Origin of the sequence: Streptomyces sp. NPDC046821, from assembly GCF_040645335.1 — a bacterium.
GTDB lineage: Bacteria > Actinomycetota > Actinomycetes > Streptomycetales > Streptomycetaceae > Streptomyces.
Map to the genome: position 1 here is coordinate 110,334 of NZ_JBEYYB010000003.1, position 12,825 is coordinate 123,158.

Below are 12,825 nucleotides of genomic sequence, written 5' to 3' on the forward strand. Positions count from 1 at the left end.
CAACAATCTGCGGTCGGCGTCAAAGAGGGGTGCCCGATGGCTTGATAGGTGCAGCCTATCGGCGTGGGAGCCCTTGCCCCGCAAGGCCTGTCGGGACTCTACGTCCTGATAGCCTCGGCCGATCACGTGATGGGGAATTCCGCTTTGACTTCTTCGCATTCCGCGACTTCTCTGGAAGTTCCGATGACGGTCGCCGCGTGAGGAATTCCGTGCCGGCCGAACCGAACGCCCGAGTCGCCGGGCCCGACAAAAGCGGGGGAACCGTATGACCGTGGTACGCCCGGAAACCGTGAGCCCCGCGACGAGCACCCACGTGGCGCGGGAGGCGAGCACCCACGTGGCGTGGGAGCGGGCCCGCTCGCTCGCCCAGGAGTGCGTACGGGAACCGCTGCCCGCCGTCACCCGCACCCTCGCCGACGCACTCGGTCACGCGCTCGCCGAACCGCTCACGGCACTCACCGATCTGCCCCCGTTCGACACCTCCGCGATGGACGGCTGGGCCGTCGCCGGACCCGGCCCCTGGCGGCTGGGCGGCGCCACCGTCCTAGCCGGTGATCACTGCGGACCCCTGGGCGCCGGCACCGCCGTACCCATCGCCACCGGCGCCCGCGTGCCCGAGGGCGCGACGGCCGTACTGCGCCGCGAACACGGCGTCGTGGACGACCTGCTGCACGCCGACCCCGCCGGGCCGGAACCGCGCCGCGACATCCGCCCGCGCGGTCAGGAGTGCCGCGCGCGGGAGCCGCTGCTCCCGGCCGGCGTCACCGTGACCCCGGCCGTCCTCGGCCTCGCGGCGGCCGCCGGGTACGACCGGCTGACGGTGTACCGCCGCCCGACCGTCGAACTCCTCGTCCTCGGCGACGAGTTGCTGGAGTCCGGCGTGCCGCGCGACGGCCGTGTCCGCGACGCCCTCGGCCCGCTCCTGCCGCCGTGGCTGCGCGACTGCGGCGCCGACGTCATCGGCAGCCGCCGTGTCGCGGACGACTTCGGACTGCTGCGCGAAGCCGTACGCGACTCGGTCGCCGACGTCGTGGTCACCACGGGCAGCACCGCCGCCGGACCCGTGGACTTCCTGCACGACACCCTGCACGAGACGGGCGCCCGGCTGCTCGTCGACTCCGTCCGCGTACGACCCGGCCACCCCATGCTGCTCGCCGAACTCCCGCCCGCCGCTGACGGCCGCGCCCGCCGCCTCGTCGGCCTCCCCGGCAACCCGCTCGCCGCCGTCGCCGGTACGGTCACGCTGGCCGCGCCCCTGCTGAGGCGCCTTGGCGGACACGCGGACGTGACGCCGTCCCCCGTTCCCGTGGCCGCCGAGCTGCCGGGGCACCCGAGGGACACCAAGCTCCTGCCCGTGCTCCGCACGGACCACGGGGTGACCCCGCTCCCGTTCGGCGGCCCGGCGATGCTGCGCGGCCTCGTCCTCGCCGACGGCCTCGCGGTGGTGCCGCCGGGTGGCGCGCTCCCCGGGGCGAGCGTGGAGGTGCTGGCGGTGCCCGGCCGCTGACGGTCACTCGGTGAGGCCGGCGGCGTGTGGCTGCGCCCGGCGGATCCCTACCGCCCCGCACCCTCCACCAGCCGCCCCACCGCCTTCTCCAGCACGGCGATCCGGTCGGCGAGGTCAGGTTCCGTCACGCCCGTCTTCTCGCCCTCGCGGAGCATGTGCCTCACCTGGGCGAGCTGGCGCTCGACGTCGGCAAGGCGGTGCTGTTCCTCGGGAGGCTGCGTGGGCACGTCGACCGACAGGAGGCGCGTCAACTGGTCTGCCTGCTCGGCGAGTTGGCGGTTCTTGCGATGCAGGTCCAGGAACACGTTCACCTTGGTCCGCAGCAGCCACGGGTCGAACGGCTTGACCAGGAAGTCCGCCGCGCCGACCGTGTAGCCGCGATACGCGTAGTTCGGGTCCACCGCCGCACCGGTCAGCAGGATGATCGGGATGTCCTTGGTCTGGTCGAGGCCCTTGATGTTGGCGGCGGTCTCGAAGCCGTTCATGCCCGGCATCAGGACGTCGATGAGCGCGACCGCGAACTCCTGCCGCAGCATCGCCTTCAGCGCCTCCTCGCCCGAGTGCGCGCGGACCACGCGGGCGAGCGAGCCGAGCACGGCCTCGAGCGCCACCAGGTTCTCCTCCATGTCGTCGACGATGAGGATGCTGGAGCTGTCGGAGGCCCCCGCCTGCGGCGCGGTCATGACGCCGGCCCCGGGGTGTCGTCGCCGCTGCCGTCGGAGGGCGGCGGAACGGCGGTGTGCGGGTCGAGGAGCCGGCAGATCACCGACAACAGCCGGTCCACGTCCACCGGTTTGGGGATGTAGTCGTTGGCGCCGCTTTCAAGGACCTTCTCGCGGTCGCCGGGCATGGCCTTGGCGGTGAGCGCGATGACCGGCAGGTTCGCGAAGCGCGGGGTGCGCCGCATCGCCGCGATCATCTCGTAACCGTCCATCTCGGGCATCATGATGTCCATCAGGACCAGGGACACGTCCGGTGTCCTGTCGAGGACTTCGAGGCCCTCGCGGCCGTTCTCCGCGTACTTGACGGTGATGCCGACGCGGCCGAGGACATGGGTCAGCGCGAAGACGTTCCTGATGTCGTCGTCGACGATCAGGATGTGCCGGTCGGCCAGCACCCCGGCGGCGCTGCCGGTCAGCCAGTCCTTGAGCCGGGTCGTCTCGGGCCACCCGGCGGGTTCCTCGTCCCCGCCGACGTCGTCGAGGTTGTAGATGTCGTCGGCTTTACGGGTCCGCGCGCGGGTGTCGGGCTCCGGGGTGGTGAACACGTCGATCCCGTCCGCACCGGTGCGGCCCTCGGTCGGGGCGGCCGGCGTGCCCGGTCCGCTGACGGCCTGCGAGGCGCCGGTGGGGAGCGATTCCGGCAGCGGGGTCGGGCTCGCGTAGTGCACGGGGACGAAGAGCGTGAACGTGGAACCGACGTTCGGCTCGCTCTCGGCGACGATCCGGCCGCCGAGCAGGTTCGCCATGTCGCGGCTGATGGAAAGCCCGAGCCCCGTACCGCCGTACTTCCGGTTGGTGGCCCCGTCGGACTGCTGGAACGCCTCGAAGATCCCGCTCAGCATCTCCGGCTTGATACCGATGCCGGTGTCCTTGACGGCCAGGGCGATGACGGCGTCCGCGTCGCGCAGAGTCTCCTCCTCGAAGTCCGCGGGCCTCGCGAGATCCACCCGCAGTTCCACTCCGCCGGACGACGTGAACTTCACCGCGTTCGACAGGAGGTTGCGCAGGATCTGCTGGAGCCGCTGTTCGTCGGAGAAGAGCTCGGAGGGCACGCCCTCGCCGACCTTGATCCCGAACGACAGATTGCGGTCCCCGCACAGCGGCTGGAACGTGGCCCGCACGTAGTCGAGCAGCTTGGCCAGCGGCAGCTTCTTGGGGTGCACGTCCATGCGGCCGGCCTCGATCTTCGACAGGTCGAGGATGTCGTTGATGAGCTGCAGCAGGTCGGAGCCCGCCTGGTGGATGGTGACGGAGAACTCCACCTCCTCGGAGGAGAGCCGACCGCTGGGGTTGTCGGCGAGCAGCCGCGACAGCACGAGGAGCGAGTTCAGCGGCGTGCGCAGCTCGTGCGACATGTTCGCCAGGAACTCGGACTTGTACTGGGACGAAGTGGCGAGGAGCGCAGCCTTCTCCTCCAGCTTGGCGTTGGTGATCTGCAACTCGTCGGAGCGCTGGCGCAGTTCGGCGGTGAGCCGCTGCGACTCCGAAAGCAGGGATTCCGTACGGGAGTTGGCGATGATCGTGTTGATCGATACGCCGATGGTGTTCACGAACTGGTCGACGAACGCGAGGTGCACCTCGCTGAAGCGGCTGAACGAGGCGAGTTCGATGACGCCGAGCACGCGGTCCTCGAAGAGGATCGGCAGGATGACGATGCTGGCGGGCGCCGCGGCGCCGAGGCCGGAGCTGATGGTGATGTAGTCGGCGGGAACGGCGTCGACGAGGATGCGCCGCTTCTCCGTGGCGGCCTGCGTGATCAGCCCCCAGCCGGGCGCGCCGGCGCTGAGCCGGGAACGAGGAGTACGGCCCTCTTCCTGCCCGGTGCCGTAACCCGCGAGCAGCGCCAGGTCCTCGCCCGGTTCGGCGCCCCCTTCGGCCAGGAAGAACGCGCCGTACTGGGCGTTCACCAGCGGGGTCAGCTCGCGCAGGATCAGGTCGGCCACCTCGACCAGGTCACGGTGGCCCTGCATGAGGGCGGCGATACGGGCCAGGTTCGACTCCAGCCAGTCCTTGGCGCGGGTGGTCTCACGAAGGTTCGCCACCATGAGGTTGATGTTGTCCTTGAGGGTGGCCACCTCGCCCTGGGCCTCCACCGAGATGGACCCGGACATGTCGCCCTGCGTCACGGCGCTGGCGACCCTGGCGATCGCGCGTACCTGCGTGGTCAGGTTCAGGGCCAGGTCGTTGACGCTGGTGGTGAGGCGCTTCCATGTCCCGTAGACGCCCTCCACCCTTGCCTGGCCACCCAGTTGGCCCTCGCTGCCCACCTCGCGGGCCACGCGGGTCACTTCGGACGCGAACGCGGAGAGCGTGTCGACCATCGTGTTGATCGTCGACTTGAGTTCCAGGATCTCGCCGCGCGCGTCCACGTCGATCTTCTTCGACAGGTCACCTCGTGCGACGGCGGTGGCGACCTGGGCGATGTTGCGGACCTGCGAAGTCAGGTTGTCCGCCATGGAGTTGACGTTGTCGGTGAGGTTCTCCCACACGCCGGACGCACCATGCACCTGGGCCCGGCCGCCGAGCCTGCCCTCGGTGCCGACCTCGCGGGCCACGCGGGTGACCTCGTCCGCGAAGCCCCGCAGCTGCTCCACCATCGTGTTGACGGTGTCCTTCAGCTCCAGGATCTCGCCGCGGGCGTCGACGGTGATCTTCTTCGACAGGTCGCCGTTGGCGACGGCGGTGGTCACCTGGGCGATGTTGCGGACCTGCGAGGTCAGGTTGAGCGCCATGAAGTTCACGTTGTCGGTGAGGTCCTTCCAGACCCCGGACACGCCCCGCACCTGCGCCTGACCGCCCAGGTTGCCCTCGGTGCCGACCTCTCGGGCCACGCGGGTGACCTCGTCGGCGAACGCGGAGAGCTGGTCGACCATCGTGTTGATCGTCGACTTGAGTTCGAGGATCTCGCCCTTGGCCTCCACGGTGATCGTCTTGCCGAGGTCGCCCTCCGCGACGGCGGTGGCGACCTGCGCGATGTTGCGGACCTGCGAGGTCAGGTTGTCCGCCATGAAGTTGACGCTCTCCGTCAGGTCTTTCCAGACCCCGGACACGCCTCTGACCTGGGCGCGTCCGCCGAGCTGTCCTTCGGTGCCGACCTCGCGGGCCACGCGGGTGACCTCGTCGGCGAACGCGGAGAGCTGGTCGACCATCGTGTTGATCGTCGACTTCAGCTGAAGGATCTCGCCGCGCGCGTCCACGGTGATCTTCTGGCTCAGGTCGCCGTTGGCGACGGCGGTGGTCACCTGGGCGATGTTGCGCACCTGCGAGGTCAGGTTGGACGCCATGAAGTTCACGTTGTCGGTGAGGTCTTTCCAGACCCCGGACACGCCTCTGACCTGGGCGCGTCCGCCGAGCTGTCCTTCGGTGCCGACCTCGCGGGCCACGCGGGTGACCTCGTCGGCGAACGCCCGCAGCTGGTCCACCATCGTGTTCACGGTGAGCTTCAGCTCCAGCAGCTCACCGGTGGCCTCCACGGTCACCTGCTGGGTCAGGTCACCCCGCGCGACGGCCGTCGTGACCACCGCGATGTCCCGCACCTGCGCTGTCAGCCGGGACGCCATGGTGTTGACCGCCTCGGTCACGTGCAGCCAGTCGCCGGAGAGCCCCTGCGCCTTGGCCCGGCCCCCCAGACGCCCTTCGGTGCCGACCTCGCGGGCCACTCGGGTGACCTCGCCGGTGAACAGGGACAGCTGGTCCACCATGCGGTTCACGCCGATGCCGAGGCGCCGCAGGTCGCCCCGGAGCTGGCGGCTGCCGTCGTGGAGGTCGACGTGCTGGGTGAGATCACCGTCCGCGACGGCGTCGAGGACACGGGTGGCATTGGAGACGGGCTCCACCAGCGCTTCGAGCACCGTGTTGGCCGCTTCTACGTTCGTGGTCCAGGTCCCTGCGCCCGGACTCGCCGAGATCCGCTCGTCCAGTCGGCCCCGCCGGATGATCTCGTGCCGGACGCGTCGCATCTCGGAGGCGAGGTGCGCGTTCCGCGAGACGATCTGCTGGAGTACGGCGCCCATCTCCGCGACCACCGGATCCTGCGGAGCGGAGCCGTCCGATACCGGGAACCAGTCCGTACGCGCAGAGAAGTCGCCGTCGCAGAGAGCTTTCATCGCGGCCAGCAGTGGGCGCAGCTCACTCGTCCGGATCCACTGTCCGTCGCTTGCCGTGGCCGGCCGGGTCGGGCCGGGCCGGGTCGAGCCCATGACCATGAACCACCCTCCGCCCGGAGTTCATCGTCCACACTCGGCGACGAATTTGGAGAGGTTTTGGAAAGGTTTGTCCTATTATAAGGGGCCCGAAAATACTTCTTCCACGTGTAGCCAGCGCACCCAGGGGGCGCCGTGATCCCGTTGCCCGCACGCGCCGCTGAGTTCGTGTGCAGCAAGGAGTTGCCGGCGAACCAGCTCGCTGCCGCCGGTGCGCGCAGATTCCTGCGCGCGGCGCTCTCGGGCGACATGCCGGCCACCGCGAAACCCGCCACCGCGAAGCCCGCCACGGCGAAACCCGCCGGCGAGGAGCCGCAGGCCACCCCCGGCCCGGTCCGGCAGGACCTCGTCGACAACGCCGTCCTGCTCGCCAGCGAGCTGGTCACCAACGCCGTCGTGTACGCGGGCACCGACATCACCGTGGTCTGCCGCCTGGAGCAGCACCCGGACACCGGAGTGGCCGTCGTCGTGGAGGTCGCCGACCGTCACCCGTCCAGGCGGGTACGCGGCGGCACGGACGCCCGCCGGGGCGAGCCCGGCTACGGCCTCCAGCTGGTGAGCGCGCTCTCGCAGGCCTGGGGAGTCACGTACCGGCGGTCCGAGAAGCGGGTCTGGTTCCGCCTCGAAGCCTCCGCGATGGAAGCCTCCGCGACGACGGGATCCACCGGACCGGGGTCCATGGAACTCGGATCCAACGGGGCCGAGGCTGACGCGGAGGTCGATGCGGAGGCCGACGCCACGGCGCACCGCGCCGACCAGACCACCGGCCCCGGCATGGAGCGCGTCCGGTCCCACCACGTACGGCCGTCGGCCCTCCGGCACAGCCCCGGCTCCGCCGCCGACTGGGTCGACCGGAGCGGCCCCGCCTTCCTCGCCGAGACCAGCGAGCTCCTGGCCGGACAGCTGGACCAGGGCATGGTCACCGCGCTCGCCGCCCAGCTCCTCGTACCCCGCCTCGCCGACTGGTGCGGCATCTGGCTGCGCACCCACAAGAGTGGTCTCCAGCTCTCCCGGGTCTGGCACGTAGACGAGCGCCGCATCGTGCCGCTGAGGGAGGAACTGGAGCGGGTTCCGCCGTCCGCCGGTATCCGCGCCGGCGGCACACCCTGGCCGTGGCCGGAGAGCGGCGGGCCTGCGGGCTCGGGCGGGTCTGCGTTCGCCTTCCCGCTGTCCGTCCGTGACACCGACGTGGGCGTCCTGCTGCTCGGCCGGGCCGGCCAGCTCCAGATGACCGACGCCGTCGTCCGGATGCTCGACGACGTCGCCCGCCGGGTCGCGCAGGCCGTGATCACCGCCCGCCAGTACACGAAACAGACGACGATCAGCGTCGCCCTCCAGCGCCGCCAACTGCCCCCGACCCTCGCCAGCATCGCGGGCGTCGACACCGCGATCGTCTACGAGCCGCACGGCGAGGGCCAGACCGTCGGCGGCGACTTCTACGACGTGTTCCCGATGGGCGCGGGCCGCTGGTGCTTCCTGCTCGGCGACGTCCAGGGCAAGGACCCCGAGGCGATGTCCGTCACCGGCCTCGCCCGCCACCTCGTACGCCTCCTCGCACGCGAAGGCCACGGCGTCGAGTCGGTGCTCGACCGGCTGAACATCGCCATGGCCGAAGAGAGCGCCGAAGCACTTGAGGCCCACGGAGAACAGGCCGCCGCCCGCTTCCTCAGCCTGTTGTACGGGGAGCTGACCGTCGACCCCCGTATCGCGGGCGCCCGATGCCGGGTCGCCAGCGCCGGCCACCCCCTGCCGCTGCACCTCTTCACCGACGGCCGCGTGGAACCCGCCTGCGAACCCCAGATGCTGCTCGGCATCGACGAGGGCACCGAGTTCGGGGCCACCGGCTTCCACCTCGCGCCCGGCGAGACCTTGCTGTGCGTGACCGACGGCGTCACCGAACGCCGCAACGGCAACTGGCAGTTGGACGACGACGACGGCCTCGCGGACGTGCTCCGCCTCGGCCTCGGCCTCGGCGCGAAGGCGCTCGCCGAACATGTACGGCGAGCGGCCCACGACTTCGGGACCGGCCCGGTCGAGGACGACCTGTCGATCCTGGTGCTCCAAGCGCGGACGGCCGACGATGCGACGCGCCCAACTCGCCCGTGAGGGTGGCGCCGAGGCCTAGGAGGTCGGTGAGGTTGAGGAGGTCGAGGAGGTCGGCGAGGACGAGGCGCGCGACGTGGCCGCCCCGCGCAGAGCCTCCCGGCACGCCAGGACGGCGGGATGTGTGCCGCTGCCGCGGCGGACGACCGTGAGCACCCGACGTGCCCGCTGCCCGCGCGGGAGCTGCCGCAGGCTGACCGTCGTGGGCTGGCCGCTCCAGACGAGGTCGGGCAGGAAGGCGGCCGCGTGCCCGTGCTCGACGAGCCGCAGATGGAACAGCAGGTCGGTCGTCTCGAACCGCACGTCGGGTTCGAAACCCGCGGTGCGGCACAGGGCCGTCGCCCAGTGCCGGGCGGTCGTGCCCTCGGGCTCCATGACCCACGGATGGTCAGCGAGAGCGCGCAGCGTCGGCATCGGGCCCAGGCCTTCGGGCGTACCGGCCGGCATCGGCAGGGCGAGGCGCAGAGGATCGTCGAGCAGCTCCTCCTGTTCGAGCTCGGCGTGGCGGGGGTTGGGGTTGCCGGGGTACTCCTCGGCGAGGATCAGGTCGAAGTCCCTGGCCTGGAGCGCGGGCAGGGCCTTCTCCGGCTCCATGTGCGTGACGTGGACGCGCAGGTGCGGGTGGCGGTCGCGCAGCAGGCCGAGCGCGGCGGGGACCAGGGCGAGGGCGGCCGTCTGGAACGAGGCGATCCGCAGGGTGCCGGTCAGATCCGTCAGCGAGCCCGCGATGTCCGCCTCCGCGCGCTGGAGCCGTTCGAGCACCGCCTCGGTGTGGGCGACGAGGATCTCGGCCTGCTCGGTGAGCCGCACCCGCCGCCCGACCGGTTCGAGCAGCGGGACACCCACCTCGGCCTCCAGGAGCGAGAGCTGCTGGGACACGGACGAGGGGGCGTACGACAGGGCCGCGGCGACGGCCGCGAGCGTGCCGCGGTGCTTGAGCTCGCGCAGCAGGCGCAGTCGGTGCAGGTCGAACATCGCGGGTCCGCTCCCGCGCCCTCGCGGGCGGCAGTGATGAATGATCGGTTTGTCCGACGACTATAGGTCGAAAACATTCGCTGGACCGTTCATGGCGACCCGACGGATCCTGTAGGCGTGCCAGAGAATCCGACCTCCCGCCCCGCGCAGCCCTGGTTCGCGGGCCCCCGCGCCCGAACGTGGCGCTGCGCTTCCGCCCCCGCCGAGGTACGCGCCTTCCACGCCACGCTCCCCGACTACGTGCCCACACCGCTGACCGAACTCCCGGCTCTGGCCAACGAGTTGGGGGTCGGCAAGGTCTACGTCAAGGACGAGTCGTCCCGCCTGGGACTGCCCGCGTTCAAGGCGCTGGGCGCGTCCTGGGCCGTACACCGGATCCTGGCCGAGCGGGGGCAGGGTCCGGTCACGCTGGTCACGGCCACCGACGGCAACCACGGCCGGGCGGTCGCCCGCACGGCACGCCTGCTCGGCCAGCGCGCCCACGTCTTCGTACCCCAGGGCGTGCATCCGCAGGCGGTGGCGGCGATCGCCGCCGAACAGGCGCAGGTCACGGAGGTCGCGGGGACGTACGACGAGGCCGTACGGCTCGCGGCTGACGCGGCGGACAGCCCGGACACGGTCCTGGTGCAGGACACCGCCTGGCCGGGGTACGAACGGATCCCGGGGTGGATCGTGGAGGGCTACTCCACCCTCTGCGCCGAGATCGACGAGCAGTTGACGGCCGGGGGAGTCGACGGCCCCGACCTCGTCGCGGTGCCGGTGGGGGTGGGCTCGCTGGCGCAGGCGGTGATCGCCCACTACCGCAGCCGGCCCTCCGGACCGGAACGGGCCCCGGCATTGCTCTCGGTCGAGCCCGAGGCCGCGGCCTGCGTCCTTCGGAGCCTCGCCCACGGCGAACCCATGACCGTGACCACCGGCGACACCACCATGGCCGGCCTGAACTGCGGCACCCCGTCGAGCCTCGCCTGGCCCTACCTGCACGGCGGCCTGAACGCGGCGACGGCCGTCTCCGACGCCGAGAGCGCCCGCGCCGCCGCCGACCTCGCGGCCCTCGGTGTCTCGTCGGGCCCGTGCGGGGCGGCATCGCTGGCGGGTGTCCGCGCGGCACTCACGGGCGCCGCCCAAGCCCGTACGGCACTCGGCCTCGACCAGACATCAGTGGTCGTACTGCTGAACACCGAGGGCACGACAGCCAACCCGAACCACTGAAAGCCGCCTGAAAGAACCAGTGTTGACCTCCATAACTTTTGTAACCTCCATGACTTTCCTGGTCGCGGAATGCTGACCCACCTGTTGGCCGCGCTCGGTGTCCTTGGGCTGCTCACCGTCGTACCGGGCCCGGACATGGCCGTGGTCACGCGGCGCGCGCTCGCGGCCGGGCCCGGGGACGCGCTGCGGACCGTGGGCGGCATCGCGTCCGGACTCCTGGTCTGGGGCGTACTGACAGCGGCGGGCCTTGCCGCCGTCCTCGCGGCGTCGCCGACGGCACACCTGGCCGTGAGAGTCCTCGGCGCCGGCTACCTGGTGTATCTGGGAGCCCAGTCGCTGTGGCAGACACGAAGGGGTGCCGCGGCTCCGGCTGACGCGCGGCCCCGGGTGACCGCCGGCGGCCCATGGCGCACCGGCTTCGTCAGCAACCTCCTCAACCCGAAGATCGCCGTCTTCTACACCGGCCTGCTCCCCACCCTCGCCCCGCCCCGACTGCCCGCAGCCTGGGCGATGACGCTCCTGGTCCTCCTCCACACCGCCCTCACGCTCCTCTGGCTGGGCGGCTACGTCCTCCTCCTGTCCCGAGCGAGGCGCATCCTCGAAAGGCCGCGCACCCATCGCGTACTCGGCCGGGCCACCGGCGTCGTACTGATCGGCTTCGGACTTCTGGTCGCAACGGCGACGGGCTGACCCGCGTCCCAGGCAGTGGTTGACCTGCGTTCCAGGCAGTGGTTGACCTTCACCTTGGGGGAGCCCGCAGCATCGGTGGGGCCGGGCGACGTGCCCGGTACGAGGAGGGACGAGCATGGGGTTGCTGACCATCGGGACGTTCGCGAAGGCGTCCCGGCTGTCGCCGAAGGCACTGCGTCTCTACGACGAACTCGGCCTGCTGACCCCTGCTCGCGTCGACCCGGTGACCGGTTACCGGCTCTACGCACCGGAACAGCTGGACCAGGCCAGACTGGTCGCCTGGCTCCGCCGCCTGGGAATGCCCCTGGCCCGCATCCAGCACGTCTGCACGCTGGCCGCGGAACCGGCGGCGCGGGAGATCCGCACGTTCTGGGCCGAGGTCGAAGCCGACACCGCCGCACGACGGGACCTGGCCACCTTCCTCATCGACCACCTGTCATGGAAGGACCCTGAAATGTCCCCGACCACCCAGCCCCTGCACATCCGTTACGCCGCACTGTCCGACGCGGGCCTGGTCCGCGAGAGCAACCAGGACACCGCGTACGCCGGCACTCGCCTGCTCGCGGTCGCCGACGGTTACGGAGGTCAGGGCGCCCCGGCGAGCGCCGCCGCGGTCGACGCACTCAAGCACCTCGAAACCGACAGCATCCCGGCGGGCAATCTCCTCAACGCCCTGGAAGACGCGATCGGACAGGCCCAACAGGCGGTGCGCGGCGCGGGCGCCGACGACGCCGGGACCACACTCACCGCGATGCTCTGGACCGGATCGCAACTCGCCCTCGTCCACATCGGCGACTCCCGCGTCTACCTGCTGCGCGACGGCGAGTTGTTCCAGATCACCCACGACCACACGATGGTCCAGTCGATGATCGACGAAGGCCGCCTCACCCCGGAGGAAGCCGCCTCTCACCCCCAACGCGCGCTTCTGATACGGGCGTTGGGCGCGGGAGCGGACTCCACCCCGGACATGCGGCTGCACGACGCCCGGCCGGGAGACCGCTACCTCCTCTGCTCCGACGGCCTCCCCACGACCGTCCCGACCGAAGCGATCCACCGAACCCTCTCCGAACCCACCACCCCCGAACAGACAGCCCACACCCTCATCACCCTGGCCAACACAGCCGGCGGCCCGGACAACGTGAGCTGCGTGGTGGCGGACGTCGTGGAGGGCGAACGGTAGGAGACGGGCGAACGCCCGTCGCCAGCACCGTCTCATGACCACGGCGGCCTCATGATCACGGGCTGCCCGCCAATCGACGGTTGGCGCGACGTAGTCCGGATTGACCGCTTTTTGGCCGATCTGGGAGAGGGGGTGGCTGCCATGCTCTTCCGCTGCACCGTCTGCGGCAGCCACCTCGCCCACGTCGACGCCCCTTCGTAGCCGCGCACGCGGCGAGCCTCCGGCATCACGCCCAAG

At 71.0% G+C, this 12,825-nt stretch carries 8 protein-coding genes; 5 read left to right on the top strand and 3 right to left on the bottom strand.

The genetic code is table 11. From position 1 onward, the window contains the following. Positions 1-337: 337 nt before the first annotated feature. The gene (locus tag ABZ893_RS07085) at positions 338-1,507 is read left to right on the top strand and encodes a molybdopterin molybdotransferase MoeA (protein WP_361398991.1); all 1,170 of its coding nucleotides are present in this window, start codon (positions 338-340) and stop codon (positions 1,505-1,507) included. 47 nt (positions 1,508-1,554) lie between these two features. Here ABZ893_RS07085 and ABZ893_RS07090 read toward each other — a convergent pair whose 3' ends face one another. Then, positions 1,555-2,190, bottom strand: a complete 636-nt coding sequence (locus ABZ893_RS07090) for a response regulator (protein ID WP_361398073.1) — start codon at positions 2,188-2,190, stop codon at positions 1,555-1,557. Beyond that, the gene (locus ABZ893_RS07095; protein ID WP_361398076.1) at positions 2,187-6,428 is read right to left on the bottom strand and encodes a HAMP domain-containing protein; all 4,242 of its coding nucleotides are present in this window, start codon (positions 6,426-6,428) and stop codon (positions 2,187-2,189) included. Before ABZ893_RS07095 ends, ABZ893_RS07090 begins: the two co-directional genes overlap by 4 nt. 138 nt (positions 6,429-6,566) lie before the next feature. On the opposite strand from ABZ893_RS07095, the gene ABZ893_RS07100 reads away from it, so the two are divergent. Next, the gene (locus ABZ893_RS07100; protein WP_361398079.1) at positions 6,567-8,537 is read left to right on the top strand and encodes an ATP-binding SpoIIE family protein phosphatase; all 1,971 of its coding nucleotides are present in this window, start codon (positions 6,567-6,569) and stop codon (positions 8,535-8,537) included. A 15-nt stretch (positions 8,538-8,552) separates the two neighbouring features. On the opposite strand, the gene ABZ893_RS07105 is transcribed toward ABZ893_RS07100, so the two are convergent. Then, the gene (locus ABZ893_RS07105; RefSeq protein ID WP_361398082.1) at positions 8,553-9,509 is read right to left on the bottom strand and encodes a LysR family transcriptional regulator; all 957 of its coding nucleotides are present in this window, start codon (positions 9,507-9,509) and stop codon (positions 8,553-8,555) included. Between the two features lie 117 nt (positions 9,510-9,626). Between ABZ893_RS07105 and ABZ893_RS07110 the strand changes: the two genes are divergently transcribed. The 3 genes from ABZ893_RS07110 to ABZ893_RS07120 all read left to right on the top strand — a co-directional run bounded on the left by ABZ893_RS07110 (position 9,627) and on the right by ABZ893_RS07120 (position 12,588). Next, entirely contained in the window at positions 9,627-10,718 is a 1,092-nt protein-coding gene (locus tag ABZ893_RS07110) for a pyridoxal-phosphate dependent enzyme (protein WP_361398085.1), read from the top strand. A 69-nt stretch (positions 10,719-10,787) separates the two neighbouring features. Next, complete coding sequence (locus tag ABZ893_RS07115) at positions 10,788-11,408, top strand: LysE family translocator (RefSeq protein ID WP_361398088.1); 621 nt, start codon at positions 10,788-10,790, stop codon at positions 11,406-11,408. Between the two features lie 115 nt (positions 11,409-11,523). After that, positions 11,524-12,588, top strand: a complete 1,065-nt coding sequence (locus ABZ893_RS07120) for a MerR family transcriptional regulator (RefSeq protein WP_361398091.1) — start codon at positions 11,524-11,526, stop codon at positions 12,586-12,588. Positions 12,589-12,825: the final 237 nt, after the last annotated feature.